The 24,813-nt window shown below is 59.5% G+C and carries 27 protein-coding genes and 1 pseudogene; 19 read left to right on the top strand and 9 right to left on the bottom strand.

Annotated elements, in window-relative coordinates:
* Positions 1–109: 109 nt before the first annotated feature.
* On the bottom strand, positions 110–1,603 hold the full coding sequence (locus PSH90_RS26145; RefSeq protein ID WP_305381775.1) for an aldehyde dehydrogenase: 1,494 nt from the start codon (positions 1,601–1,603) through the stop codon (positions 110–112).
* Between the two features lie 236 nt (positions 1,604–1,839).
* Here PSH90_RS26145 and PSH90_RS26150 point away from each other — a divergent pair, with 236 nt between their 5' ends.
* Entirely contained in the window at positions 1,840–2,202 is a 363-nt protein-coding gene (locus PSH90_RS26150; RefSeq protein WP_150742913.1) for a cupin domain-containing protein, read from the top strand.
* Positions 2,203–2,405: 203 nt separating this feature from the next.
* On the opposite strand, the gene rpmG is transcribed toward PSH90_RS26150, so the two are convergent.
* Both rpmG and rpmB read right to left on the bottom strand, forming a co-directional pair.
* Positions 2,406–2,561: a 50S ribosomal protein L33 gene (rpmG, locus tag PSH90_RS26155; protein ID WP_016772554.1), complete on the bottom strand. Its 156-nt coding sequence runs from the start codon at positions 2,559–2,561 to the stop codon at positions 2,406–2,408.
* Between the two features lie 11 nt (positions 2,562–2,572).
* Positions 2,573–2,806 carry a 50S ribosomal protein L28 gene (gene rpmB, locus PSH90_RS26160; RefSeq protein WP_007920377.1) on the bottom strand — a complete coding sequence of 78 codons (234 nt, stop codon included), beginning with the start codon at positions 2,804–2,806 and terminating at the stop codon, positions 2,573–2,575.
* Positions 2,807–3,252: 446 nt separating this feature from the next.
* Between rpmB and PSH90_RS26165 the strand changes: the two genes are divergently transcribed.
* Positions 3,253–4,839 (top strand): ABC transporter substrate-binding protein, encoded by a 1,587-nt coding sequence (locus PSH90_RS26165; protein ID WP_133335679.1) that lies wholly within the window; start codon positions 3,253–3,255, stop codon positions 4,837–4,839.
* 145 nt (positions 4,840–4,984) lie between these two features.
* Here PSH90_RS26165 and radC read toward each other — a convergent pair whose 3' ends face one another.
* The gene (radC, locus tag PSH90_RS26170; protein ID WP_095181239.1) at positions 4,985–5,659 is read right to left on the bottom strand and encodes a DNA repair protein RadC; all 675 of its coding nucleotides are present in this window, start codon (positions 5,657–5,659) and stop codon (positions 4,985–4,987) included.
* Positions 5,660–5,792: 133 nt separating this feature from the next.
* On the opposite strand from radC, the gene coaBC reads away from it, so the two are divergent.
* From coaBC to PSH90_RS26205, 7 genes and pseudogenes are all read left to right on the top strand, one after another.
* The gene (gene coaBC / locus PSH90_RS26175; protein ID WP_016772551.1) at positions 5,793–7,001 is read left to right on the top strand and encodes a bifunctional phosphopantothenoylcysteine decarboxylase/phosphopantothenate--cysteine ligase CoaBC; all 1,209 of its coding nucleotides are present in this window, start codon (positions 5,793–5,795) and stop codon (positions 6,999–7,001) included.
* A gap of 5 nt (positions 7,002–7,006) precedes the next feature.
* Positions 7,007–7,462 carry a dUTP diphosphatase gene (gene dut / locus PSH90_RS26180; RefSeq protein WP_041476635.1) on the top strand — a complete coding sequence of 152 codons (456 nt, stop codon included), beginning with the start codon at positions 7,007–7,009 and terminating at the stop codon, positions 7,460–7,462.
* 239 nt (positions 7,463–7,701) lie between these two features.
* A pseudogene (locus tag PSH90_RS26185) lies at positions 7,702–9,105 on the top strand (phosphomannomutase/phosphoglucomutase); the annotation flags it as partial.
* Between the two features lie 17 nt (positions 9,106–9,122).
* A complete protein-coding gene (argB, locus tag PSH90_RS26190; RefSeq protein ID WP_016772548.1) occupies positions 9,123–10,028 on the top strand; it encodes an acetylglutamate kinase in 906 nt (301 codons plus the stop codon).
* A gap of 196 nt (positions 10,029–10,224) precedes the next feature.
* Complete coding sequence (locus PSH90_RS26195; RefSeq protein WP_056791581.1) at positions 10,225–10,437, top strand: hypothetical protein; 213 nt, start codon at positions 10,225–10,227, stop codon at positions 10,435–10,437.
* Between the two features lie 15 nt (positions 10,438–10,452).
* The gene (locus PSH90_RS26200; protein ID WP_016772546.1) at positions 10,453–11,025 is read left to right on the top strand and encodes a hypothetical protein; all 573 of its coding nucleotides are present in this window, start codon (positions 10,453–10,455) and stop codon (positions 11,023–11,025) included.
* The gene (locus tag PSH90_RS26205) at positions 11,012–11,404 is read left to right on the top strand and encodes a hypothetical protein (protein ID WP_305381777.1); all 393 of its coding nucleotides are present in this window, start codon (positions 11,012–11,014) and stop codon (positions 11,402–11,404) included. The genes PSH90_RS26200 and PSH90_RS26205 overlap by 14 nt, the downstream gene beginning before the upstream one ends.
* 102 nt (positions 11,405–11,506) lie before the next feature.
* Here PSH90_RS26205 and pyrE read toward each other — a convergent pair whose 3' ends face one another.
* Positions 11,507–12,151, bottom strand: a complete 645-nt coding sequence (gene pyrE / locus PSH90_RS26210; RefSeq protein WP_056791572.1) for an orotate phosphoribosyltransferase — start codon at positions 12,149–12,151, stop codon at positions 11,507–11,509.
* 82 nt (positions 12,152–12,233) lie between these two features.
* Here pyrE and PSH90_RS26215 point away from each other — a divergent pair, with 82 nt between their 5' ends.
* On the top strand, positions 12,234–13,013 hold the full coding sequence (locus PSH90_RS26215) for an exodeoxyribonuclease III (RefSeq protein WP_016772543.1): 780 nt from the start codon (positions 12,234–12,236) through the stop codon (positions 13,011–13,013).
* Positions 13,014–13,081: 68 nt separating this feature from the next.
* Here the strand turns inward: PSH90_RS26215 and gltS are convergent, their stop codons facing one another.
* The 3 genes from gltS to rph all read right to left on the bottom strand — a co-directional run bounded on the left by gltS (position 13,082) and on the right by rph (position 15,777).
* Positions 13,082–14,290: a sodium/glutamate symporter gene (gene gltS / locus PSH90_RS26220; RefSeq protein ID WP_041476631.1), complete on the bottom strand. Its 1,209-nt coding sequence runs from the start codon at positions 14,288–14,290 to the stop codon at positions 13,082–13,084.
* Between the two features lie 370 nt (positions 14,291–14,660).
* Positions 14,661–15,029, bottom strand: coding sequence for a DUF4870 domain-containing protein (locus PSH90_RS26225; protein ID WP_016772541.1), 369 nt, complete (start codon positions 15,027–15,029; stop codon positions 14,661–14,663).
* Positions 15,030–15,054: 25 nt separating this feature from the next.
* A complete protein-coding gene (gene rph / locus PSH90_RS26230) occupies positions 15,055–15,777 on the bottom strand; it encodes a ribonuclease PH (protein ID WP_027610407.1) in 723 nt (240 codons plus the stop codon).
* A gap of 268 nt (positions 15,778–16,045) precedes the next feature.
* On the opposite strand from rph, the gene PSH90_RS26235 reads away from it, so the two are divergent.
* From PSH90_RS26235 to PSH90_RS26260, 6 genes are all read left to right on the top strand, one after another.
* Complete coding sequence (locus PSH90_RS26235; protein WP_016770639.1) at positions 16,046–16,909, top strand: YicC/YloC family endoribonuclease; 864 nt, start codon at positions 16,046–16,048, stop codon at positions 16,907–16,909.
* A 12-nt stretch (positions 16,910–16,921) separates the two neighbouring features.
* On the top strand, positions 16,922–17,542 hold the full coding sequence (gene gmk, locus PSH90_RS26240; protein WP_039757364.1) for a guanylate kinase: 621 nt from the start codon (positions 16,922–16,924) through the stop codon (positions 17,540–17,542).
* A gap of 168 nt (positions 17,543–17,710) precedes the next feature.
* Positions 17,711–17,974, top strand: coding sequence for a DNA-directed RNA polymerase subunit omega (rpoZ, locus tag PSH90_RS26245; RefSeq protein ID WP_008030604.1), 264 nt, complete (start codon positions 17,711–17,713; stop codon positions 17,972–17,974).
* Positions 17,975–18,031: 57 nt separating this feature from the next.
* Complete coding sequence (spoT, locus tag PSH90_RS26250) at positions 18,032–20,137, top strand: bifunctional GTP diphosphokinase/guanosine-3',5'-bis pyrophosphate 3'-pyrophosphohydrolase (RefSeq protein ID WP_007920338.1); 2,106 nt, start codon at positions 18,032–18,034, stop codon at positions 20,135–20,137.
* Positions 20,138–20,161: 24 nt separating this feature from the next.
* Positions 20,162–20,542 (top strand): RidA family protein, encoded by a 381-nt coding sequence (locus tag PSH90_RS26255; protein ID WP_014340863.1) that lies wholly within the window; start codon positions 20,162–20,164, stop codon positions 20,540–20,542.
* Between the two features lie 65 nt (positions 20,543–20,607).
* Positions 20,608–21,348: a hypothetical protein gene (locus PSH90_RS26260; protein WP_305381779.1), complete on the top strand. Its 741-nt coding sequence runs from the start codon at positions 20,608–20,610 to the stop codon at positions 21,346–21,348.
* A 140-nt stretch (positions 21,349–21,488) separates the two neighbouring features.
* On the opposite strand, the gene PSH90_RS26265 is transcribed toward PSH90_RS26260, so the two are convergent.
* Positions 21,489–22,346 (bottom strand): SDR family oxidoreductase, encoded by an 858-nt coding sequence (locus PSH90_RS26265; protein WP_252887012.1) that lies wholly within the window; start codon positions 22,344–22,346, stop codon positions 21,489–21,491.
* 188 nt (positions 22,347–22,534) lie between these two features.
* Between PSH90_RS26265 and exbB the strand changes: the two genes are divergently transcribed.
* From exbB to PSH90_RS26280, 3 genes are read left to right on the top strand one after another with little or no spacing between them, the layout of a single operon-like run.
* On the top strand, positions 22,535–23,488 hold the full coding sequence (gene exbB / locus PSH90_RS26270) for a tonB-system energizer ExbB (protein ID WP_041476629.1): 954 nt from the start codon (positions 22,535–22,537) through the stop codon (positions 23,486–23,488).
* A gap of 6 nt (positions 23,489–23,494) precedes the next feature.
* The gene (exbD, locus tag PSH90_RS26275; protein WP_016772535.1) at positions 23,495–23,923 is read left to right on the top strand and encodes a TonB system transport protein ExbD; all 429 of its coding nucleotides are present in this window, start codon (positions 23,495–23,497) and stop codon (positions 23,921–23,923) included.
* Entirely contained in the window at positions 23,920–24,666 is a 747-nt protein-coding gene (locus PSH90_RS26280) for an energy transducer TonB (RefSeq protein WP_041476628.1), read from the top strand. The genes exbD and PSH90_RS26280 overlap by 4 nt, the downstream gene beginning before the upstream one ends.
* Positions 24,667–24,813 lie beyond the last annotated feature (147 nt).

Here is a 24,813-nt window from a genome sequence, read left to right on the forward strand (position 1 = left end):
CGACTACTTCGCAGCCGAACGGGGATAAATCCCCTCACCACAGAGGCTCGCTCCCACAGCGGATCTCTGTTTGGTCAGGAAGCCCGGAGTGACCGGGCTCGCTAACGTCTTACAGCTTGATCCACGTCGCCTTCAGCTCGGTGTACTTGTCGAAGGCGTGCAGCGATTTGTCGCGACCGTTGCCCGACTGCTTGAAGCCACCGAACGGCGCGGTCATGTCGCCGCCATCGTACTGGTTGACCCACACGCTACCGGCGCGCAAAGCCTTGGCGGTCAGGTGCGCCTTGGAGATGTCCTGGGTCCACACCGCTGCGGCCAGACCGTATGGCGTGTCGTTGGCAATCTGGATGGCTTCTTCGGCGCTGTCGAAAGCGATCACCGACAACACTGGGCCGAAAATCTCTTCCTGAGCAATCTTCATCGCATTGCTCACACCATCGAAAATGGTTGGCTCGACGTAAGTGCCACCGGTCTCCTGGAGGATGCGCTTGCCGCCGGCGACCAGTTTGGCGCCATCGCTATGGCCGGATTCGATGTACGACAGCACGGTGTTCATCTGCTGGGTATCGACCAGCGCACCGACGTTGGTCGCCGGGTCCAGCGGATTGCCCGGCTTCCAGGTTTTCAGCGCCTCGATCACCATCGGCAGGAATTTGTCCTTGATCGAGCGCTCGACCAGCAGACGCGAACCGGCGGTGCAGACTTCGCCCTGGTTGAAGGCGATGGCGCTGGCGGCGGATTCAGCGGCGGCCTGCAGATCCGGCGCATCGGCGAAGACGATGTTCGGGCTCTTGCCGCCGGCCTCCAGCCAGACGCGCTTCATGTTCGATTCGCCGGCGTAGACCATCAGTTGCTTGGCGATCTTGGTCGAGCCGGTGAAGACCAGCGTGTCGACATCATTATGCAGACCCAGCGCCTTGCCGACGGTGTGGCCATAGCCCGGCAGCACATTGAGCACGCCTTTCGGAATCCCGGCTTCAATGGCCAGCGCAGCGATACGGATGGCGGTCAGCGGCGATTTTTCCGACGGCTTGAGGATCACCGAGTTGCCGGTCGACAGCGCCGGGCCGAGTTTCCAGCAAGCCATCATCAGCGGGAAGTTCCACGGCACGATAGCGCCGACCACGCCCACCGGCTCGCGAGTCACCAGGCCCAGTTGATCATGTGGGGTCGCGGCGACTTCGTCGTAGATCTTGTCGATCGCTTCACCGCTCCAGCTCAGCGCCTGCGCCGCACCCGGCACGTCGATGTACAGCGAATCGCTGATCGGCTTGCCCATGTCGAGGGTTTCCAGCAGCGCGAGTTCTTCGGCGTGCTGTTTCAGCAGGCTGGCGAAGCAGATCATGGTGGCTTTGCGTTTGGTCGGCGCCAGGCGCGACCAGACGCCGGAGTTGAAGGTGGCGCGGGCGTTTTCTACAGCACGGTCAGCATCGGCGGCGTCGCAGCTGGCGATCTTGCCGAGCAAGCGGCCATCGACCGGGCTGATGCATTCGAAGGTTTCGCCGGAAACGGCGTCGGTGTATTCGCCATTCAGGAAGGCGCGGCCTTCGATTTTCAGATCGCGGGCGCGTTGTTCCCAGTCGGCACGAGTCAGGGTGGTCATTCGGGTGTCCTCCTCTTATTGAATACGAGCACCGCAAGCGCTGCGGCGCTGTTCAAGAATTCTGCCCGGCCAGCCTGCACTTTCGGCCCGAGGCACCCGCCACCCTAAACCAGCGACCGGGTTTGTTTCAATATATTTGACATAAGCTGGCCATACGGCCTTGCGGTGTTCATTTTAATAAACATAGACTTTGGCTCATTCCAGCCAACGCGCCGTCATTAACGGAGAAAACAACAATGAACATCCAGAACGTCGTCGACATCAGCCTCGCCAGCAGCGAAGCCGAGCGTTATCGCCCGGACCCGGCGAAAGTGCTCAAGGGCGATCCTGAGCAGGCGGTGTTTCATCAATACGACAGCCCTTGTGGGCAAATGGGTGTTGGTGTGTGGGAAGGCGCGGTGGGCCAGTGGACGGTGAATTACACCGAGAATGAGTACTGCGAGATTCTGCAGGGGGTTTCGGTATTGCGTGACAGCGATGGCAATGCCAAGACCTTGCGCGTTGGCGATCGCTTCGTGATCCCGGCGGGTTTTCGCGGCACCTGGGAAGTGCTGGAGGCTTGCCGCAAGGTTTATGTGATCTTTGAACAGAAGGCTTGAGATGTTTGCTGGCTGATCGGCCCTCATCGCTGGCAAGCCAGCTCCCACAGGTTTTGTGCATGACACAGGTTCTGTGAAGACCGGCAATCAATGTGGGAGCTGGCTTGCCAGCGATAAGGCCTAACCGGTCACCGCAGAATCCAAGGCAAAAAAAAGGCCCGTATCTCACGATACGGGCCTTTTTCGCAGTCAGGAAAAATCAATTACTTGATTTTGCCTTCCTTGTACATCACGTGCTTGCGAACAACCGGATCATATTTCTTGATCTCGATTTTGTCCGGGGTAGTACGCTTGTTCTTGTCGGTAGTGTAGAAGTGACCAGTACCGGCGCTCGAGATCAAACGAATCAATTCACGCATGATTAGCTCCCTTAAATCTTGCCATCGCGGCGAAGTTCGGCGAGCACGACAGTGATGCCACGCTTGTCGATGATACGCATGCCTTTGGCAGATACGCGCAGACGCACAAAACGTTTCTCTTCTTCAACCCAGAAGCGGTGATGCTGCAGGTTCGGCAGGAAACGACGACGGGTTTTGTTGTTTGCGTGGGAAATGTTATTCCCAGTCACCGGACCCTTACCGGTAACTTGACATACTCTCGACATGCCTCAGCCCTCTAAAACCACATGCCCAACCCGGCATGGGTTGGCCGCTTAATCTCTCAGTCATTTGGCGCCAGGCGCCGCGTTTCTTTAGAGGTCTTACCGGCTACACCTACAGTGAAGGAACCGGGCCCCTAGAAAAGAGCGCTGCTTTATACCAGAAAGACCGGGGTGCAACAACAATCGGTGTGCAATCAATCGGCAAAAGGGCGATTTTTTCCGCCGCAGACGCCTTGGACAAAGGCTGCGGCCAGTTTTGACCACTCGTCGCAGAAATCCCGTCCTACAGGCGATTCAGACTTTTCATCGGGCGGCCCACGCTAGAAACCGCGCAAGAGTGCGCCTGAAAATGCAAAAAGGGGATAGTCATTTGCAATTCAGAGCTCTAGGGTAGGACTTTTCCAGACTGCACTTGCAGATGGGCCTTCGATCTGTAAAGGAAACCGACCATGCGCCTCGCTGCCCTACCCCTGTTGCTCGCCCCGCTCCTGCTGAGCCCCCTTGCCCAGGCCGCCGCGTTGAGCGTGTGCACCGAGGCCAGCCCTGAAGGGTTCGACGTGGTGCAGTACAACTCACTGACCACCACCAATGCTTCGGCTGACGTATTGATGAACCGCCTGGTGGATTTCGACACCGCCAGCGGCAAGGTCATTCCGAGCCTTGCCGACAGCTGGGAAGTCAGCACCGACGGCCTCACCTATGTGTTCAAACTGCACCCGCAGGTGAAATTTCACACAACCGATTACTTCAAGCCGAGCCGCGAGCTGAGTGCCGAAGACGTCAAATTCAGCTTCGACCGCATGCTCGACCCGGCCAACCCGTGGCACAAAGTCGCGCAGAGCGGCTTCCCGCATGCGCAGTCGATGCAGTTGCCAACCCTGATCAAAAAGATCGACGCCCTTGACCCGCTCACCGTGCGCTTCACGCTTGATCATCCGGATTCGACCTTCCTCGCGACCCTGAGCATGGGTTTCGCCTCGATCTATTCCGCCGAATACGCCGACAAACTGATGAAGGCCGGCGCCACCGACAAACTCAACAGCCAGCCGATCGGCACCGGTCCGTTCGTGTTCAATCGCTTCCAGAAAGACGCGGCGATTCGCTACAAGGCCAACCCGGATTATTTCCATGGCAAGCCTGCCGTCGACCCGTTGATCTTCGCCATCACGCCGGACGCCAACGTGCGTCTGCAAAAGCTGCGGCGCAATGAATGCCAGATCGCCCTGTCGCCAAAACCACTGGACGTACAGGCTGCGCTGAAGGAGCCGACGCTGAAAGTCGAAAAGACTGACGCGTTCATGACCGCTTTCGTGGGCATTAACAGCCAGCATCCGCCGCTGGACAAGCCGGAAGTGCGCCAGGCGATCAACCTCGCCTTCGACAAGGCCAACTACATCAAAGCCGTGTTCGAAGACACGGCCGAAGCGGCCAACGGCCCGTACCCGCCGAACACCTGGAGCTATGCCAAGAACCTGCCGGGCTATCCGCACGACGTGGCCAAAGCCAAGGCGCTGCTGGCCAAGGCCGGCTTGAAGGACGGCTTCCAGACCACGATCTGGACGCGGCCATCGGGCAGCCTGCTCAACCCGAACCCAAGCCTCGGCGCGCAGATGCTGCAGTCGGATCTGGCCGAGATCGGCATCCAGGCAGAAATTCGTGTGATCGAATGGGGCGAGCTGATTCGTCGCGCCAAGGCCGGCGAACATGATCTGCTGTTCATGGGCTGGGCCGGTGACAACGGCGACCCGGACAACTTCCTCACCCCGCAGTTTTCCTGCGCAGCAGTGAAGTCCGGGACCAACTTCGCCCGCTACTGCAACGCCGATCTGGACAAGCTGATCAGCGCCGGCAAGACCACTAGCGAGCAAGGCGTGCGCACCAAGCTGTATGAGCAGGCACAAGCGCAGATCCAGCAGCAGGCATTGTGGCTGCCACTGGCGCACCCGACGGCCTACGCTTTGACGCGCAAGGATGTTCAGGGTTATTCCGTCAGCCCGTTTGGCCGGCAGGATTATTCCAAGATCAGCCTCAAATAACCTGCCTGACACACCGGTGGATGGAAACAATCTGTGGGAGCGAGCCCGCTCGCGAAAGCGGTCTTTCAGCAAACAATGATGCTGACTGATAAAACGCCTTCGCGAGCAGGCTCGCTCCCACAAGGTCCAGAATCGGCGCCGAGAACTACATCCAACCACACTCCGCCATCGACAGCGGCTCGCCGTCGCCGACGATGAAGTGATCGAGCACTCGCACGTCAATCAGTTCCAGGGTTTTCTGCAGGCGCTTGGTCAGCAGCCGATCTGCCTGACTCGGATCGGTGTTGCCGGACGGATGGTTGTGACACAGAATCACCGCCGCCGCGTTATTGGCCAGCGCGCGCTTCACCACCTCCCGGGGGTGCACGCTGGTGTTGTCGATCGAGCCGCGAAACAGTGCCTCGAAATTAAGCACCTGATGCTTTGAATCGAGAAACAGGCAGCCGAACACCTCGTGCGGCTCATGCCGCAGCATCGCCTTGAGGTAATCGCGGACGACCTGAGGGTTTTCCAGTGCCGGTTTCTGTCGTGAACGCTCGGCCAGATGGCGCTTGCTCATTTCCTGCGCGGCTTGCAACTGCGCGAACTTGGCCGGGCCGAGGCCCAGTTGTTTGCTGAATGCGTCCTGATCGGCCTCGAGCAGCAAACGCAGGCCACCGAATTGCGTCAGCAGATGTCTGGCGAGGTCCACAGCGCTTTTTCCGGGCAATCCGGTCCGCAGAAAAATCGCCAACAACTCAGCGTCCGAAAGACTCCCTGCGCCGTGTTCCAACAGCCTTTCCCGCGGCCGTTCCGCCGCCGGCCAATCGCGAATACTCATAGCACCTCCTTGTCTGTGGGCGCCGCTGTTCCGTAGCGGTCGCTGTGATATCGTAGCCCATCTTTTTGGCGGTCGATTCAACCCTGGGGAGGGGTATCGCGCCGCCGTCATCAACGAAATGAAAGGCAGACCTATGCAGCGGCTGTATCGGAAACGCATCGTTCTGGGCGTCGGCGGCGGCATTGCGGCCTACAAGAGCGCCGATCTGGTTCGCCGCCTGATCGACCAGGGTGCCGAAGTGCGTGTGGTCATGACCCATGGCGGCGCCGAATTCATTACCCCGCTGACCATGCAGGCCCTGTCGGGCCACCCGGTTCACCTCGACTTGCTCGACCCTGCCGCCGAAGCCGCCATGGGTCATATCGAGCTGGCGAAATGGGCCGATCTGGTACTGATCGCCCCGGCCACCGCCGACCTGATCGCCCGTCTGGCCCAAGGCATCGCCAACGATCTGCTGACCACGCTGGTGCTGGCCACTGATGCCGTGGTTGCCGTCGCACCAGCGATGAATCAGGCGATGTGGCGCGACCCGGCGACCCAGGCCAACCTGCAACTGCTGGAAAGCCGTGGCCTGAAGACTTTCGGCCCGGCCTCGGGCAGCCAGGCCTGCGGCGACGTCGGCATGGGCCGCATGATGGAGGCCACCGATCTGGCCCTGCTCGCCGCCGATTGCTTCCAGCGCCAGGCCCTGACCGGCAAGCATGTGGTGATCACCGCCGGCCCGACTCAGGAAAACATCGATCCGGTGCGCTACATCACCAACCACAGCTCCGGCAAAATGGGTTTTGCCCTCGCCGAAGCAGCCGTGGAAGCCGGCGCCCGTGTCACTTTGATCAGCGGCCCGGTGCACTTGCCGACGCCTGATCGCGTGACGCGGATCGATGTCGTCAGCGCCCGCGACATGCTCGCCGCCTGCGAATCGGCCATGCCTTGCGACGTGTTCATCTCGTCGGCAGCGGTGGCGGACTACCGCCCTGAAGTCGTCGCCCCGCATAAACTCAAGAAAGATCCTACGAGCGGTGACGGCTTCGTCCTGCAAATGGTGCGCAACCCGGACATCCTTGCCACTATCGCGACCCGTCCCGACCGTCCGTTCAGTGTCGGCTTCGCCGCCGAAACCGAACACCTGCTCGACTACGCTGCACGCAAGCTGAAGGACAAGAATCTCGATCTGATCGTCGCCAACGACGTCGCCAACCCGAGCATCGGTTTCAACAGCGAAGAAAACGCCTGCAGCGTCATCGACCGTGAGCTGCACGCCACGGTTTTCGCCCAGACCAGCAAGAGCAAGATCGCTCGCCAACTGGTCACTTTTATCGCCGAACGTCTGAACCAGGTTTAATTTACATGCACGCTTTGCAAGCCAAGATCCTCGATCCACGCATCGGTAGCGAATTCCCGCTGCCGCAATACGCCACTCCGGGCTCCGCCGGCCTCGACCTGCGCGCCATGCTGGAACAGGACATCGTGATCAAACCGGGTGAAACCGTGCTGATTCCCACCGGCCTGTCGGTGTACATCGGCGACCCGAATCTCGCCGCGCTGATCCTGCCGCGCTCGGGCATGGGCCACAAACATGGCATCGTGCTGGGCAATCTGGTCGGCCTGATCGACTCCGATTACCAAGGCCCGCTGATGGTCTCCTGCTGGAACCGCGGCCAGAGCGACTTCACCATGACCGTGGGCGAACGCCTGGCGCAATTGGTGCTGGTGCCGGTGGTGCAGGCGCATTTCGAAATGGTTGAAGAGTTTGTCGAGACCGAGCGCGGTACCGGTGGTTTTGGCCATACCGGCACCAAATAACCGGATAGAAATTATTGTGGTGAGGGGATATATCCCCTCGCCACAAAAAATGCGCTACATCGGCAGCAGGTTTTAACACCGTAAATCAAGGTTTTGCCGGCCGAAAGCCACGCCAGCCGGGGCGTCATGGCCCTTTCATAGCACGAACTCTCTGTGGAAAACGCCGTCATACCCTTCAGTTTGAGCCTGCCGTCGAATCTTTCGCCGGTCTGTCCCGCCCTTTTCGAGATGGAGCATGTCCACAGATGAGCACCCCCGCCAAGATCGCCCCGAAGCTGCCTGACAGCATTTTCCGCGCCTACGACATTCGTGGCACCGTGCCAGAATACCTCAACGGTGAAACCGCCTACTGGATCGGTCGCGCCATCGGCTCGCAGAGCCTGGCTCAGGGCGAACCGAACGTGTCGGTCGGTCGTGACGGTCGCCTGTCCGGCCCGGAGCTGGTCGCGGAACTCATTCGCGGCATCGCCGAGAGCGGTTGCCACGTCAGCGATGTCGGCCTGGTGCCAACGCCGGCACTGTACTACGCCGCCAACGTGCTGGCCGGCAAGTCCGGGGTGATGCTCACCGGTAGCCACAATCCGTCGAACTACAACGGCTTCAAAATCGTCATCGCCGGCGACACCCTCGCCAACGAGCAGATTCAGGTGCTGCACGAACGCATCAAGAACAACGACCTGAGCACTGGCCAGGGCAGCGTCACTCAGGTCGAAATCCTCGACCGCTACAACACCGAAATCGTCCAGGACATCAAACTGGCCCGCCGCCTGAAAGTCGTGGTCGACTGCGGCAACGGCGCGGCCGGCGTGATCGCCCCGCAACTGATCGAAGCGCTGAACTGCGAAGTCATCCCGCTGTTCTGCGAAGTCGACGGCAACTTCCCGAACCATCACCCGGATCCGGGCAAACCGGAAAACCTCGTAGACCTGATTGCCAAAGTCAAAGAGACCAACGCCGATATCGGCCTGGCCTTCGACGGTGACGGCGACCGCGTTGGCGTGGTGACCAATACCGGCAGCATCGTCTACCCGGATCGCCTACTGATGCTGTTCGCTCGCGACGTAGTGGCGCGCAACCCGGACGCGGAAATCATCTTCGACGTCAAATGCACCCGTCGCCTGGTGCCATTGATCAAGGAATACGGTGGTCGGCCGCTAATGTGGAAGACCGGTCACTCGTTGATCAAAAAGAAAATGAAACAATCCGGCGCGCTGTTGGCCGGCGAAATGAGCGGGCACATCTTCTTCAAGGAGCGCTGGTTCGGTTTCGACGACGGCATTTACAGCGCCGCACGTCTGCTGGAGATCCTCAGCAAGGAAAAATCCACTGCTGAAGAGCTGTTTGCGACCTTTCCGAACGATATTTCCACGCCGGAAATCAATATCCATGTGACCGAAGAGAGCAAATTCAGCATCATTGATGCACTGCACGATGCTCAGTGGGGCGAAGGCGCCGACCTGACCACCATCGACGGCGTGCGTGTCGATTACGCCAAAGGCTGGGGCCTGGTGCGCGCGTCCAACACCACACCGGTGCTGGTGCTGCGCTTCGAGGCCGATGACGAGGCTGAATTGCAGCGCATCAAGGATGTGTTCCACGCCCAACTGAAACGCGTTGCACCTGATCTCCAACTACCGTTCTGATCCACCCGGAGCCCTGAATGACCCTCGAACGCGAAGCCGCCGCCAACACTGCCAAGGTCCTGTCCGAAGCGCTGCCTTACATCCGACGCTATGTCGGCAAGACCCTGGTGATCAAATACGGCGGCAACGCGATGGAAAGCGAGGAGCTGAAAACCGGCTTCGCCCGCGACATCGTGCTGATGAAAGCCGTGGGCATCAACCCGGTGGTCGTGCACGGTGGCGGCCCGCAGATCGGTGATCTGCTCAAGCGCCTGTCGATCGAAAGCCACTTCGTCGACGGCATGCGCGTTACCGACGCGGCGACCATGGACGTGGTGGAAATGGTCCTTGGCGGTCAGGTCAACAAGAGTATCGTCAACCTGATCAACCGCCATGGCGGCAGCGCCATCGGCCTGACCGGTAAGGATGCCGGGCTGATCCGGGCGAAGAAGCTCACCGTCTCCCGCCAGACCCCGGAGATGACCCAGCCGGAAATCATCGACATCGGCCATGTCGGCGAAGTCGTCGGCATCAATACCGAGCTGTTGAATCTGCTGGTCAAAGGCAACTTCATCCCGGTCATCGCGCCGATTGGCGTCGGTGAGAACGGCGAGTCGTACAACATCAACGCCGACCTGGTGGCGGGCAAGGTTGCCGAAGCACTGAAAGCTGAAAAGCTGATGCTGCTGACCAACATTGCCGGCCTGATGGACAAGTCGGGCACCGTGCTGACCGGCCTGAGCACGCAGCAGGTCGACGACCTGATCGCCGATGGCACGATCTACGGCGGCATGCTGCCGAAGATCCGCTGCGCACTGGAAGCGGTTCAGGGTGGCGTAGGTAGTTCGTTGATCATCGACGGTCGTGTGCCGAACGCGATTCTGCTGGAAATCTTCACTGATACTGGCGTGGGTACGCTGATCAGCAATCGCAAGCGTCCTTGATCGCTGATACACCGGAGATCGCAATCTGCGGCAGCGCCTGCAAATTTCGTTGATGCGAAATTTCTGTAGGAGCTGACGAAGGCTGCGATCTTTTTTGTGCGCGCAGGAAAAGCCTGACGCGACACAGCGAAACGTCCGACATCCCTCCAGAACAAATCTCCATAGGATCTTCCCCTCATCCAACGGAGATCTTCCCATGCAAAAAAACAGCGTTCCTTACGGCAGTGACATTTCGGCTGGCACTTACGCCTGCGTGGACTGCGGCCGAGAGTATTCAGCCCCTTCGCAGACTTCGATGCCGCCCTGCCCTGACTTCACCGAAGCCTCTCACCCACTCAAGGGCTGGAAAGTGCTCACCGGCCAAGGAGATGCGCCCCAGGATCCCTACCCAGCCGCCAGCGACAAATAACCGGAGCGGCGACTCATGCAGATCTCGTTCACGATCGACGCCGATGCTTTCGAGCAGGAACAAAAGGAACCGGTAAAAAAGACCTTGCGCATCGGCGACGCTGAAATCGCCCATGCGCTGGAGCGCATCGCCAAAGCCAGCCTGACCGAATACCTGAAAATGCTGGTTGAGGGCGGCATGCCCAGCCGGGCGGACGAAGCCAAACAGGATCGCCTGCTGTATCTGATTCAGAGTTACTTTGGGCAAACCCTGCCGACCGAATCGCAGATCTCGACGATCTTTCAACTGACCCAGAGCCAAAGCAAAACCCTGCTGAAGAACACCGTTTCGCGTTTTCGCAATCAGCTCGACGACATCCTGCAGCACAGCATGCGCGCCGTAATCCAGTCCGCCGAGCATGCGCAAAACGTGTTTCTGGTGGTGATCAGCTCGGACGTGATCCGCGATGAATTGAACATGCTCATCACCCAGAACGAGCCGACCTTCAAACCCATCACCAAACGCAAGGGCAGCGCCGGGCAATTCGAGATCAGCGAAGATTCCCACGCATTGCTGTGTGCAACGCTGGGTCTGAATGCCGTTCAGTGACATCGTCGCGGTCAGTGGCTTGCTGCTGACCCTGACCACGTTCATGTTCAATCTGGCGTGGCCGGCGCTCAATGAAGCGCTGGCTGAAGATGAATTTCAAAAAGGTTCGCAGGCCCGCAAGCGCAGTCGAGACAAGGTGATGGCAGCTTTCTACTGGCGAGCATTGCCATTGACGTGCGCGTTTGTGGCGCTGTTTTACGTCAACTTGCCGGCTGCGGTTAGCATCATCGACAGCAGCACGCTGGATTTGTGGGATTTCGATGTGGATCGCACGTTGTACGTGATGGTGGTTGTAGCGCTGCTGGTGTTTGCGCTGGTCAATGCGGGACTGGCGCTGAGACTGCTGATCAAATGGCAAAAACTGCGTAGACCACTGTAGGAGCTGCCGAAGGCTCGGGCCGCGATCGGACGATCTTTTGATCTTGATCCTGAAAAACAAGATCAAAAGATCGCAGCCTTCGGCAGCTCCTACAGGTGCGTATCACACGCCAAATTGGGCGCGGTACGCTTCCACGGCTGGGAGGTGTTGCTTGAGCTGCGGATCGTCGGCGAGGAACTCCAGCACCTGATTCAGCGAGACGATGCTGATCACCGGAATGCCGAAGTCACGCTCGACTTCCTGGATGGCCGACAATTCGCCGTTGCCACGCTCCTGACGGTTCAGTGCGATCAGCACACCGGCGGCTTTGGCGCCGTCTTGGGAAGCGATGATCTGCATCACTTCACGAATGGCGGTGCCGGCGGTGATCACGTCGTCGATGATCAAGACTTCGCCAGTCAGCGGCGCGCCAACCAGGCTGCCGCCCTCGCCGTGGGCCTTGGCTTCCTTACGGTTGAAGCACCACGGCAGGTCACGATCGTGATGCTCGGCCAGCGCAACGGCGGTCGTGGCCGCCAGCGGAATACCTTTATAAGCCGGGCCAAACAGAACGTCGAAGGGGATGCCGCTCTCGGTGATGGCCGCAGCGTAGAAACGTCCCAGCTGCGCCAGGGCCGAACCCGAGTTGAACAGGCCGGCGTTGAAGAAGTAGGGACTGGTGCGCCCGGACTTCAGGGTGAACTCACCGAAGCGCAAAACGCCGCGATCGATGGCAAAACGAATGAAATCGCGCTGATACGCTTGCATGAAAAAAACCCCAAATACCACGGATTTAGCTAATTAGCTTGACGCCGTGTATCATACACGCACGCGATTTTTGGGGCCATTTATGCGGATCATCAGTGTGAACGTCAATGGTATTCAGGCGGCAGTCGAGCGCGGTTTGCTCAGTTGGCTGCAAGCCCAGAATGCCGACGTCATCTGCCTGCAGGACACCCGTGCCTCCGCCTTTGAACTGGATGACCCAGCCTTCCAACTGGATGGCTACTTCCTTTATGCCTGCGATGCTGAAGTCCCTGCCCAAGGCGGCGTGGCTTTGTATTCGCGGTTGCAACCGAAGGCTGTCATCAGCGGTCTCGGTTTCGAGACGGCCGACCGCTACGGGCGCTACCTGCAAGCAGATTTCGACAAAGTCAGTATTGCCACCTTGCTGTTTCCTTCGGGGATGAACGGCGATGAGGACTTGAACCAGAAGTTCAAGCTCATGGACGATTTCGGCAAGTACCTGGACAAACAGCGACGCAAACGTCGCGAGTACATTTATTGTGGCTCGCTGTACGTTGCGCAGCAGAAACTCGACATCAAGAACTGGCGCGACAGCCAGCAATCTCCAGGCTTCCTGGCGCCGGAACGCGCCTGGATGGACGAGATTGTCGGCAACATGGGCTATGTCGATGCGCTGCGCGAAGTCAGCCGCGAAGGCGATCAGTACAGCTGGTGGCCGGATAACGAACAGGCCGAGATGCTCAATCTGGGCTGGCGTTTCGATTATCAGATCCTGACCCCGGGCCTGCGTCGCTCGGTGCGCAGTGCACGCCTGCCGCGTCAGCCACGGTTTTCGCAGCACGCGCCGTTGATCGTCGACTACGACTGGACGCTGACCATCTAAGCGTCGTATCGCAGCCAAAGAAAATGCCCGCATCGTGAGATGCGGGCATTTTTTATGAACTGTGCTTCCTAGACCGCAGCGAAAAATGGCAGGGCCAGGTACAGCTTGATCACGATGACGTTAACGATATCGATGAAGAACGCTCCTACCATCGGCACCACCAGAAACGCGATCTGCGAAGGCCCATAGCGCTGCGTCACCGCTTGCATGTTGGCAATGGCCGTAGGCGTGGCACCCAGCCCAAAGCCGCAATGTCCCGCAGCGAGCACGGCGGCATCATAGTTGCTGCCCATCACCCGGAACGTTACGAAAATCGCGAACAGCGCCATGACCAGCGCCTGCACGGCCAGAATGATGAAGATCGGCAATGCCAACGCCGCCAGATCCCAAAGCTTCAGCGACATCAGCGCGATCGCCAGAAACAGCGAGAGGCTGACATTGCCGAGCACGGAAACTTCACGTTCGAACACCTGATACAAGCCAAGTGCTGACAGACTGTTGCGCAACACCACACCTACAAACAGCACGCAAACAAACGTCGGCAGTTCGAACGCAGTGCCATGCAGAACGCCATTCAGAAGGTTGCCAGCGAGCAGGCTGACGGCAATCAGCGCCAGCGTTTCGACGAAAGAAAACGGCGTGATCGAGCGTTCCTTGTTCGGCTGTTCAAAACCTCTTGGCAGTCGCGGCGCTTGTTGCGTATTGCAACCCGGCACTTGCACGCGCTTGATCAGCAATCGGGCAACGGGCCCACCGATCAGACCACCCAGCACCAGACCGAACGTCGCTGAGGCCAGCGCCAGCTCCGAAGCCGAGGCCAGGCCATATTTCTCGCTGAACACCGCGCCCCATGCCGCGCCAGTGCCGTGGCCGCCGGCCAGCGTGATAGAGCCCGTCAGCAAGCCCATCAAAGGGTCGAGCCCGAGCAGGGTTGCCAACCCGATGCCCATGGCATTTTGCACCACCAGCAAGCCAATGACCGCCAGCAGGAAGATACCGACAATGCGGCCGCCCTTCTTCAGACTGGCAAGGTCGGCACTCAAGCCAATGGTGGCAAAGAAAGCCAACATTAAGGGTGTTTGCAATGATGTATCGAAGCGGACTTCAATATCGAACGTGCGCAATATCAACAGGAGCACGGCAACCACCAGGCCACCCGCTACCGGTTCAGGAATATTGTAACTTCGCAGAAAGCCGACACGCGTAACAAGTCCGCGTCCGAGCAGCAGTACTAAAGAAGCGGCCACGAGCGTGCCGTAGAAATCGAGCTCAATCATGTGGATTATTCTTGGCTAAGTATTCACGAGGCGAGCGTTTACCTGGGCTCTACTGGTGAACCGGCTGATTTTCTCAACACTGATTACTGGGGAATTCAAGTGCCATCGATGGCTTGAACATATCGGAATGTTTCAACCGAAACATAACATCGGGAAACTTTAACAATCAGCTCGCGCCAATAACAAGAACGGGAATAAGCACTGGACCGATCAGTTGTGACCAAAGATGTAATAGAGGAATATCAGCAAATAAATGCCAAACCGCACATCGTTAACAGACTAGTCCTACAACAAAAACCAATTATTAAGTTGCACAAATAAAAATACCCCGATAAGTCGGGGTATTTTCATATTGCGCTACAACAGACTTTCACTTGATCAATCGCCAGGTGAACGGATATCTGTATGGGAAACCTTCGTTGGCTTTGACCCCTGCAATGATCGTCAGGACCAGTGCGGCGATCGCCAACAAACCAAACAGGAAGAAACCAATGATCAGCAGCATGAGCAGGAAGCAGATCATTGAGGCTATCGCCACCGTGATCTGAAAATTCAACGCCTCTTTGCCCTGTGCATCGATAAAAGGGTCTTTCTCGCGCTTCATCTGCCATAGGATCAACGGCCCGATCAGATTGCCGAACGGAATCCAGATCCCCAGCAAGGCGGACAGGTGACAGAACATTGCCCACTGGCGAACCTCCTGGCTCGGTTTGGGCAGCAACTCTTGCTCGTCACTCATCATGTCCTCCTTGTGGTCGAAAACCTCAGTCGGCCAGTGCAGCCTTCTGCAGTTCGAAGATCTCGTTCATGCCTTTCTTCGCCAGTTCCAGCATGGCGTTCAAGTCTTCAGGCTGGAACGGCGCGCCTTCAGCAGTGCCCTGCACTTCGATGAAACCGCCGGTGCTGGTCATCACTACGTTCAGGTCGGTTTCAGCAGCGGAATCTTCAAGATAGTCCAGATCCAGCACCGGCTCGCCCTGGTACATGCCCACCGAGACTGCACCGATCATCTGCTTGAGCGGGTCACCGCCTTTCAGGCCGCCGCGCTTCTTGATCACTTTCAGGGCATCGACCAGCGCAACCATGGCGCCGGTGATGGACGCGGTGCGAGTACCGCCATCGGCCTGGATCACGTCGCAATCGACATACAGGGTCACGTCGCCAAGCTTGGACATATCCAGCGCCGCGCGCAGGGAGCGGCCGATCAGACGCTGGATTTCGAGAGTACGACCGCCCTGCTTGCCACGGCTGGCCTCACGCTGGTTACGCTCACCGGTGGCGCGCGGCAGCATGCCGTACTCGGCAGTCAACCAGCCCTGGCCCTGGCCTTTGAGGAAGCGCGGCACGCCATTTTCGACGCTGACGGTGCAGATGACTTTGGTATCACCGAATTCGACCAGTACAGATCCCTCGGCGTGTTTGGTGTAGTTGCGGGTGATGCGGATCGAGCGGAGCTGATCGGCAGCGCGACCACTTGGACGTTTCATAGGGATACCTGTACTGAGGACGGAAAACTGCCGAGCATTATAGAGCCCTGCACCGCGAGTGGGCACTGGTTAAAACCGCCGGCCGACGACCGAAGCCCCTCGAGCGCGCATAACCGACGGGCTGCAGCGCTTTGTCACACCGTGTGTTTGGGCGCATTCGCCGCACTGCGCTACAATCCTGCGCCTTTGCTGCCAGTCGGCTTAAATTCATTGAAATCGCGCCTGCGAAACAGCGTTTCGCGCCGATCTGCATTGCGAGGTCACCGCCATGGTGCACAGCATGACCGCCTTCGCCCGCGTCGAGAAAGCCGGCGTTCAGGGCACCCTGAGCTGGGAACTGCGCTCGGTCAACAGCCGCTATCTGGAACCGCACCTGCGCTTGCCCGAATCGTTTCGCGACCTCGAAGGCGCCGTGCGTGAAGCACTGCGTCAGGGCCTGTCGCGGGGCAAACTGGAATGCACGCTGCGCTTCACCGAAGAAAGCACCGGCAAACCGCTGCAAGTGGACCGCGAACGCGCCGCACAACTGGTGGCCGCTGCGGAAACCGTTGCCGGGCTGATCAAGAATCCTGCTGCGCTGAATCCGCTGGAAGTGCTGGCCTGGCCCGGCGTGCTGGTGGCCGATGCGACCGACCCGCAAGCGCTGAACGCCGAAGCGCTGGCGCTGTTCAATCAGGGCTTGAAGGATCTGAAGGCTGGTCGCGAGCGCGAAGGCGCGGAGCTGGCTCGCTTGATCAACGACCGCCTGACTTCCATCGAAGAAGACGTGGTGACCCTGCGTGAACTGGTGCCGCAGATGCTCGCCACCCAGCGCCAGAAGGTTCTCGACCGCTTCGCCGACATGAAGGCTGAGCTCGACCCGCAGCGCCTGGAACAGGAAATGGTCATCCTCGCGCAAAAAAGCGACGTGGCCGAAGAACTGGATCGCCTGAGCACTCACATCATCGAAGTCCGCCGGGTGCTCAAGTCCGGTGGTGCCGCCGGGCGGCGTCTGGACTTCCTGATGCAGGAGCTCAACCGCGAGGCCAACACATTGGGCTCCAAAGCCTTCGACCCGCGCAGCACCCAGGCCGCCGTCAACCTCAAGGTGTTGATCGAGCAGATGCGCGAACAAGTGCAGAATATTGAGTAAGGCTACCCTGACATGACCCAACACACCGGCACCCTGTACATCATTTCCGCGCCATCGGGCGCGGGCAAGAGCAGTCTGGTCAAGGCGTTGACCGACGCCGACCCGGAGATCCGCGTTTCGGTCTCGCACACCACCCGCGCCATGCGCCCGGGCGAAGTGGATGGCGTGAACTACCATTTCGTGACCCGCGAAGAGTTCGTGAAGATGGGCGAGCACGGCGACTTTCTTGAACGCGCCGAGGTCTTCGGCAACTTCTACGGCACCTCGCAAAGCCGCCTGCAGCAGACGCTGGACGAAGGTCACGACCTGATTCTGGAAATCGACTGGCAAGGCGCCGAGCAAGTGCGCAAGCTGATGCCGCAAGCACGCTCGATCTTCATCCTGCCGCCATCGCTGCAAGCCCTGCACCAGCGCCTGACCAACCGCGGCCAGGACAGCGACGAGATCATCGACGGCCGCATGCGCGAAGCGGTCAGCGAGATGAGCCATTACGTCGATTACGATTACCTGATCATCAACGACGATTTCGCCCACGCGCTGGACGATCTGAAAGCGATTTTCCGCGCCAATCAGCTGCAACAGAAACGCCAGCAAGTGCGTTTCGGCAAATTGCTGGCTGAGTTGCTCGGCTAAAACAGCACTTCCCAAAATGCCTGCAAGCGCTTTACATTGGTGCTTGCAGCGCGTTGAAGGGTCTGGTCAAAAAATCAGCGCTTCCCTAATCGCTGGTGATTTTTTAAACTGCTCAGTCCGCTCGCCCAACCGGGCAGCGCGCATATTGCATTCGCTCCGAGGAATACCATGGCCCGCGTAACCGTTGAAGACTGCCTAGAACACGTGGAAAACCGCTTTGAGCTGGTCATGCTCTCTACCAAGCGTGCCCGTCAACTGGCCACCGGCGGCAAAGAGCCATTGGTGCAGTGGGAAAACGACAAGCCGACCGTTGTCGCGCTGCGTGAAATTGCTGAAGGCCTGATGAGCTACGAGTTCATCGCCGAGCAGGAAATCGTCCAGGATGAACCGCTGTTCGCAGCGTTCGAGGACGAGTCGAACGAGGCCGTCTAAGCCTATGCCTGGTCGACGTAGCACGGCGCGGGGTCACAGCTTTCGGCAGGATTCATCATGCCGAGCATAGACGCCCTCGCCGATCGCTTATCGACCTACCTCGGCAATGACCAGGTCAACCTGGTCCGCCGAGCGTATTTCTACGCCGAACAAGCCCATGACGGTCAACGCCGTCGCAGTGGTGAGGCGTACGTCACGCATCCTCTTGCCGTGGCCAATATACTTGCCGACATGCACATGGACCATCAGAGCCTGATGGCCGCGATGCTGCATGACGTGATCGAAGACACCGGTATCGCCAAGGAAGCGCTGCAAGCGCAGTTTGGTGAAACCGTGGCCGAACTGGTCGACGGGGTCAGCAAACTGACCCAGATGAACTTCGAGACCAAGGCCGAAGCACAGGCTGAAAACTTCCAGAAAATGGCCATGGCCATGGCGCGCGACATCCGGGTGATCCTGGTCAAGCTCGCCGACCGTCTGCACAACATGCGCACGCTGGAAGTGCTGTCCGGCGAAAAACGCCGGCGTATCGCCAAGGAAACCCTCGAGATCTACGCACCCATCGCCAACCGGCTGGGCATGCACGCGATCCGCATCGAATTCGAAGACCTCGGCTTCAAGGCCATGCACCCGATGCGTTCCGCGCGGATCTACCAGGCGGTCAAGCGCGCCCGGGGCAACCGCAAGGAAATCGTCAACAAGATCGAAGAGTCCCTCGGCCATTGCCTCGCCATCGACGGCATCCAGGGCGAAGTCAGCGGTCGGCAGAAACACCTCTACGGCATCTACAAGAAAATGCGCGGCAAGCGTCGGGCCTTCAACGAAATCATGGACGTTTACGCGTTCCGGATCATCGTCGACAAGGTCGATACCTGCTACCGCGTATTGGGTGCTGTGCATAATTTGTACAAACCGTTGCCAGGGCGCTTCAAGGATTACATCGCGATCCCCAAGGCCAACGGCTATCAGTCGCTGCACACCACGTTGTTCGGCATGCACGGTGTACCGATCGAGATCCAGATCCGCACCCGCGAAATGGAAGAAATGGCCAACAACGGCATCGCCGCCCATTGGCTGTACAAATCCAGCGGTGACGAGCAACCGAAAGGCACGCACGCCCGCGCTCGCCAGTGGGTCAAAGGCGTGCTGGAAATGCAACAACGTGCCGGCAACTCGCTGGAATTCATCGAAAGCGTGAAGATCGACCTGTTCCCGGACGAGGTTTACGTGTTCACGCCCAAAGGCCGGATCATGGAGCTGCCAAAAGGCTCCACGGCGGTCGACTTTGCCTACGCAGTGCACACCGATGTCGGCAACAGCTGCATCGCCTGCCGCATCAATCGTCGTCTCGCGCCGCTGTCCGAACCGCTGCAAAGCGGCTCCACGGTCGAGATCGTCAGCGCTCCCGGCGCCCGGCCGAACCCGGCATGGCTCAACTTCGTCGTTACCGGCAAGGCGCGTACGCACATTCGTCATGCGCTGAAGCTACAACGCCGCTCCGAGTCCATCAGTCTTGGCGAACGCCTGCTGAACAAGGTCCTCAACGGTTTCGACAGCTCCCTGGAGAAGATTCCGGCAGAGCGCGTCAAAGCAATGCTTACCGAGTACCGCCTCGAACTGATCGAAGACCTGCTCGAAGACATCGGCTTGGGCAACCGCATGGCCTATGTCGTTGCCCGTCGCCTGCTTGGCGAAGGCGAGCAGCTGCCGAGCCCGGAAGGTCCGCTGGCGATTCGCGGCACCGAAGGCCTGGTGCTCAGCTACGCCAAGTGCTGTACACCGATCCCCGGCGACCCGATTGTCGGACATCTGTCGGCGGGCAAAGGCATGGTCGTGCACCTGGATAACTGCCGCAACATCAGCGAAATCAGGCACAACCCGGAAAAATGCATCCAGCTCTCGTGGGCCAAGGATGTCACCGGCGAATTCAACGTCGAGTTGCGCGTCGAGCTGGAACACCAGCGCGGCCTGATCGCCCTGCTGGCCAGCAGCGTCAACGCGGCCGACGGCAATATCGAGAAAATCAGCATGGACGAACGCGATGGTCGCATCAGCGTCGTGCAGTTGGTGGTCAGCGTCCACGACCGTGTGCACCTGGCCCGCGTGATCAAGAAACTGCGCGCCTTGACCGGGGTGATCCGCATCACCCGCATGCGCGCATAACCTGCCTATTACAAGGAGTCCTACATGACCAAAACCGTCATCACCAGCGACAAGGCCCCGGCCGCCATCGGTACTTACTCCCAGGCGATCAAGGCAGGCAACACCGTGTACATGTCGGGCCAGATTCCTCTGGACCCAAAAACCATGGAACTGGTTGAGGGCTTCGAAGCCCAGACCGTCCAGGTCTTCGAGAACCTCAAAGCCGTGGCCGAAGCTGCCGGCGGTTCGTTCAAGGACATCGTCAAACTGAACATCTTCCTCACCGACCTGAGCCACTTCGCCAAGGTCAACGAGATCATGGGCAAGTACTTCGACCAGCCATACCCTGCCCGCGCCGCCATTGGCGTGGCCGCCCTGCCGAAGGGTGCGCAGGTTGAAATGGATGCCATTCTGGTCATCGAGTGATGCGCACGGCGCGGCCTTCACGCCGCGCCGACTGCCGCAAGAAAAGGTTTTGAAAGGATTTCACCATGCGCAAAGCGCTAGCTCTCTCGCTGCTCGCCCTGTTTCTCGGCGGCTGCGCCAGCGACCCTGCCGACCGTGACATCAGCGGCACCTGGATCAACCAGGTGGCGATCGATGCCGCCGCCAAGGGCGGTCCCCTGCGTGAAGCGCTGCAGGCTTACGGCCCGAATCTGGAGTGGGACGTCAACACCAAGGCCGGTCAGGCCCGCTACACCAACGGTTTTGAGAACGTCGAAGGACGGCTGCTGGGCGGAGAGTCCGGCGCCTGGAAAGTCGATTTCTACGGCAGCTCCGCCAGCGAACTGAAACGCGATGGCGGGCGCCTGCAGCAAGCTGCCAGCGACAACGAACCCGAACAAGTCTTCGATCGCGCACAGATCCCCGTGCCGGAAGGCGCGCCAATCGGTGCCAGCTTCGAACGCGCGCTCTACTCAGCATACCTGGGCGGCAACTGGATCATCGCCAGTGGCCAGGGTGAAGGCGGCACCGTGCAGTTCCAGGCCGACGGCCAGGTGACCGGCCTGCCGGGCGTTGACCGTTATGCCTTGTGTCTGGCCGGCGATTGCGCGTCCATGAGCAATGGCAACGACAGCATGTGGCTGCAACTCAATGGCCAGGGCAATAACTGGATCTTTGTGCGCAAGGGCAAGGAGCTGGAGATTTTGCAAGCAGTCAACGCTGCGCTGGCGGATGAGCAACCGCAGTTTGCCGCGGGTGAGCGCAAGTGGTTGCTGGAAAAACAGTAACCTGCTTCCGAAACCTCAGAAGATCAAATGTGGGAGCGAGCCTGCTCGCGAACGCGGTGGGTCAGTCGAACTGATAATGACTGACATACCGCATTCGCGAGCAGGCTCGCTCCCACAGTGGTTTTTGTGTTGCTGAAAATTCAGCACTTACCTTTAAGAATCGCTGCATAGCCTTCGCGGTAACTTGGATACTTCGGCACCCACCCCAACGCTTTCGCCCGCGCATTGCTGCAACGCTTGCTGCCGGTGCGCCGCACACTGGCGTCGTCCGCCCATTCAGTCACACCCAGGTACTCGCGCAACCAGCCCACCACCTCGGCCAATGGCGCTGGCGCGTCATCCACACCGATATAGAGCTCGTCCAGCTTGACGCCCTCGCGGTCTTTTTCCAGCAAGAACGCCAGCAGCCCCGCTGCATCATCGGCATGAATACGATTGCCATACAGCGGTGGCTCCGTAGCCACGCGATAGCCGCGACGCACCTGAGTCAGCAGCCACTCGCGGCCCGGGCCGTAAATGCCGGTCAGCCGCAGCACACTTGCCGGGATGCCGCTATTGAGCGCGACCTGCTCGGCTTCGAGCATCAAGCGACCTGAATAACCGGCCGCGACCGTCTCGGAGGTCTCATCCACCCATGCTCCATCCTGCTGGCCGTACACGCTGCTGCTCGACACGAAGATCAGCCGCTCGGGCACTTGCCCATAGTCACCAAGCCAGCTCAGCACATTCTGCAAACCCTGCACGTAGGCCTTGCGATAGCCCTCTTCGTCGTGATCGGTGGCCGCAGCGCAATACACCAGATAATCGACAGCGCCTACCGGCCAGGTCGCCGGACACTCTTCGCTGAACAGGTCGCCGGCGACGCCGATGACACCCTCCGGCAGCTTGGAAACGTCGCGGCGCAGGCCATGAACTTGCCAGCCAGCCGCCAGCAATTGCGTGGCCAGACGACTGCCGACATCACCACAACCGGCAATCAAAACAGAAGGCGCGGACATCAGAAAACTCCCATCAGAAAGGCACAGACTAGCTCTGGCACAGGACGAACGGCTAGCAATGAAGGAAAAAAAGTTACTCTATTACTTTTGTTAACAAGAATTACTTGCAATAATGCACGCCACTTTTGTTCTCGGCCTCACGAGGCCTGGAAGAGCAACAACGTTTTTCTATCTCAGGTCCGGCCAGCATGACACGTAATCAAACTCCCGCTTCGCCAACCACTCGACCTCGTGCCTGGAGCGCTGTCGCGGCTCTGTTGCTCAGCCTGATGCTGGCACCGACCGCCGCCTTCGCCGACGCTCAAGCGCCCGCCACCCCAGCCGCCACCGAGCAGAGCGCACCCGCTGCCGCTCCGGCTGCACCAGCCGCCACCGATCCGGTGCAGGCTGTCGACGCGGCCGACGCACCTGAAGCCCTCGAAGCCGACAACACCTTGGGCATGGCCCACGACCTTTCGCCGTGGGGTATGTATCAGAACGCCGACATCATCGTGAAAATCGTGATGATCGGTCTGGCCATCGCTTCGATCATCACCTGGACTATCTGGATCGCCAAAGGCTTCGAGCTGATGGGCGCCAAGCGTCGTCTGCGTGGCGAAATCGCTGCACTGAAAAAAGCCACCACCCTCAAGGAAGCCAGCGCAACGGCTGGCAAGGAAGGCACCCTCGCCAACCTGCTGGTGCATGACGCGCTTGAAGAGATGCGCCTGTCGGTCAACAGCCGCGAGAAAGAAGGCATCAAGGAACGCGTCAGCTTCCGCCTCGAGCGCCTCGTTGCTGCCTGCGGTCGCAACATGAGCAGCGGCACCGGCGTCCTCGCCACCATCGGTTCCACCGCACCGTTCGTAGGTCTGTTCGGTACCGTGTGGGGCATCATGAACTCCTTCATCGGCATCGCCAAAACCCAGACGACCAACCTTGCAGTTGTCGCACCGGGCATCGCTGAAGCGCTGCTGGCCACTGCACTGGGTCTGGTTGCGGCGATCCCTGCGGTGGTGATCTACAACGTCTTCGCCCGTTCCATCGCCGGTTACAAGGCGCAGGTCTCCGATGCCTCGGCAGAAGTCCTGTTGCTGGTCAGCCGCGATCTCGACCACCAGCCTGAGCGCAGCTCGCAGCCGCACATGGTTAAAGTGGGGTAATCGGCCATGGGCCTGCATTTGAAAGAAGGCGCAGACGACGATCTGGCCGAGAACCACGAAATCAACGTCACGCCGTTCATCGACGTGATGCTGGTGCTGTTGATCATATTCATGGTGGCCGCGCCGTTGGCCACTGTGGACATCAAAGTCGACCTGCCGGCCTCGACCGCCAAACCGGCGCCGCGGCCAGAGAAACCGGTGTTCCTCAGTGTGAAAGCGGACCAGCGCCTGTTCCTCGGTGACGACGAAGTGAAAGCCGAAACCCTCGGCGCCACCCTCGACGCCAAGACCCAGGGCAAGAAAGACACCACCATCTTCTTCCAGGCCGACAAAGGCGTGGATTACGGCGACCTGATGAGCGTGATGGACAGCCTGCGCGCCGCCGGTTACCTGAAGGTCGGTCTGGTCGGACTTGAGACGGCAGCCAAGAAATGATCACGACGCGCCATAAGCTGACGCGTTACAGCGGTAGCCTGGCCGTGGTGCTGGGCGTGCACGCGCTGGCCATCGCGCTGGCGCTGAACTGGACCGCCCGCCCGCCCATCGAATTGCCGCCGCAGGCAATGATGGTCGAGCTGGCCCCGTTGCCTGCCCCGCCACCGCCGGCTCCGCCGAAAGTCGTCACACCGCCGCAGCCACCGGCTCCGGTTGAAGAGTTGCCGATCCCGAAACTGGCTGAAGCACCGAAAGCGGAAATCGCGGTACCCAAACCCAAGCCTAAGCCCAAGCCGAAACCGCCAAAGCCGGTGGAGAAGAAGCTGCCTGATCCGCCGAAGGAAAAACCTTCCGAGGAGAAACCGGCCGATACTCAACCGACTCAGGCGCCAACGGAGAAATCCGCCCAGCCCGCACCAGGTCCGTCGCCGGCTCAGTTGGCAGCCAAGGCCAGTTGGCAAGGTACCCTGCTCGCGCATTTGCAGAAGTACAAAAAGTACCCGCAGAGTGCGCAGTCGCGGGGCAAAGAAGGCTTGAATCGTCTGCGCTTCGTGGTTGATGGCGAAGGTAATGTGCTGTCGTTCGAACTGGTGGGCCGCTCTGGCAACGCTGATCTGGACCGGGCCACCCTGGACATGATCCGCCGCGCACAACCGCTGCCCAAGCCGCCGGCCGACATGCTCAACAACGGCTCGATCGAAATTGTTGCGCCGTTTGTTTATTCGCTCGAACGCCGCCGCTAAGCAACACCGCAATACCTGTGGGAGCTGGCTTGCCAGCTCCCACAAGGTTCTCCGCTAGCCGAGAGAACCAAGCCAAGAGGCACCGAAAGGTGCCTTTTGCATATCTGCCAGCGGCAAACCGACCTCGACCGGTGTCGCACTCAGCCC

The sequence above is a fragment of the Pseudomonas sp. FP1762 genome (assembly GCF_030687105.1).
Lineage (GTDB): Bacteria > Pseudomonadota > Gammaproteobacteria > Pseudomonadales > Pseudomonadaceae > Aquipseudomonas > Aquipseudomonas siliginis.

Excerpts from the sequence above, each read along its gene's own strand:
- exbD (WP_016772535.1), top strand. The coding sequence starts at position 23,495 with ATGGGCCTGCATTTGAAAGAAGGCGCAGACGACGATCTGGCCGAGAAC.
- rpmG (WP_016772554.1), bottom strand. The coding sequence starts at position 2,561 with ATGCGTGAATTGATTCGTTTGATCTCGAGCGCCGGTACTGGTCACTTC.
- PSH90_RS26200 (WP_016772546.1), top strand. The coding sequence starts at position 10,453 with ATGCAGATCTCGTTCACGATCGACGCCGATGCTTTCGAGCAGGAACAA.
- radC (WP_095181239.1), bottom strand. The coding sequence starts at position 5,659 with ATGAGTATTCGCGATTGGCCGGCGGCGGAACGGCCGCGGGAAAGGCTG.
- gmk (WP_039757364.1), top strand. The coding sequence starts at position 16,922 with ATGACCCAACACACCGGCACCCTGTACATCATTTCCGCGCCATCGGGC.
- PSH90_RS26145 (WP_305381775.1), bottom strand. The coding sequence starts at position 1,603 with ATGACCACCCTGACTCGTGCCGACTGGGAACAACGCGCCCGCGATCTG.
- PSH90_RS26215 (WP_016772543.1), top strand. The coding sequence starts at position 12,234 with ATGCGGATCATCAGTGTGAACGTCAATGGTATTCAGGCGGCAGTCGAG.
- PSH90_RS26235 (WP_016770639.1), top strand. The coding sequence starts at position 16,046 with ATGGTGCACAGCATGACCGCCTTCGCCCGCGTCGAGAAAGCCGGCGTT.
- coaBC (WP_016772551.1), top strand. The coding sequence starts at position 5,793 with ATGCAGCGGCTGTATCGGAAACGCATCGTTCTGGGCGTCGGCGGCGGC.
- PSH90_RS26255 (WP_014340863.1), top strand. The coding sequence starts at position 20,162 with ATGACCAAAACCGTCATCACCAGCGACAAGGCCCCGGCCGCCATCGGT.
- PSH90_RS26280 (WP_041476628.1), top strand. The coding sequence starts at position 23,920 with ATGATCACGACGCGCCATAAGCTGACGCGTTACAGCGGTAGCCTGGCC.
- exbB (WP_041476629.1), top strand. The coding sequence starts at position 22,535 with ATGACACGTAATCAAACTCCCGCTTCGCCAACCACTCGACCTCGTGCC.
- PSH90_RS26195 (WP_056791581.1), top strand. The coding sequence starts at position 10,225 with ATGCAAAAAAACAGCGTTCCTTACGGCAGTGACATTTCGGCTGGCACT.
- PSH90_RS26260 (WP_305381779.1), top strand. The coding sequence starts at position 20,608 with ATGCGCAAAGCGCTAGCTCTCTCGCTGCTCGCCCTGTTTCTCGGCGGC.
- rph (WP_027610407.1), bottom strand. The coding sequence starts at position 15,777 with ATGAAACGTCCAAGTGGTCGCGCTGCCGATCAGCTCCGCTCGATCCGC.
- pyrE (WP_056791572.1), bottom strand. The coding sequence starts at position 12,151 with ATGCAAGCGTATCAGCGCGATTTCATTCGTTTTGCCATCGATCGCGGC.
- PSH90_RS26265 (WP_252887012.1), bottom strand. The coding sequence starts at position 22,346 with ATGTCCGCGCCTTCTGTTTTGATTGCCGGTTGTGGTGATGTCGGCAGT.
- rpoZ (WP_008030604.1), top strand. The coding sequence starts at position 17,711 with ATGGCCCGCGTAACCGTTGAAGACTGCCTAGAACACGTGGAAAACCGC.
- argB (WP_016772548.1), top strand. The coding sequence starts at position 9,123 with ATGACCCTCGAACGCGAAGCCGCCGCCAACACTGCCAAGGTCCTGTCC.
- gltS (WP_041476631.1), bottom strand. The coding sequence starts at position 14,290 with ATGATTGAGCTCGATTTCTACGGCACGCTCGTGGCCGCTTCTTTAGTA.
- PSH90_RS26150 (WP_150742913.1), top strand. The coding sequence starts at position 1,840 with ATGAACATCCAGAACGTCGTCGACATCAGCCTCGCCAGCAGCGAAGCC.
- PSH90_RS26165 (WP_133335679.1), top strand. The coding sequence starts at position 3,253 with ATGCGCCTCGCTGCCCTACCCCTGTTGCTCGCCCCGCTCCTGCTGAGC.
- PSH90_RS26225 (WP_016772541.1), bottom strand. The coding sequence starts at position 15,029 with ATGAGTGACGAGCAAGAGTTGCTGCCCAAACCGAGCCAGGAGGTTCGC.
- rpmB (WP_007920377.1), bottom strand. The coding sequence starts at position 2,806 with ATGTCGAGAGTATGTCAAGTTACCGGTAAGGGTCCGGTGACTGGGAAT.
- PSH90_RS26205 (WP_305381777.1), top strand. The coding sequence starts at position 11,012 with ATGCCGTTCAGTGACATCGTCGCGGTCAGTGGCTTGCTGCTGACCCTG.
- spoT (WP_007920338.1), top strand. The coding sequence starts at position 18,032 with ATGCCGAGCATAGACGCCCTCGCCGATCGCTTATCGACCTACCTCGGC.
- dut (WP_041476635.1), top strand. The coding sequence starts at position 7,007 with ATGCACGCTTTGCAAGCCAAGATCCTCGATCCACGCATCGGTAGCGAA.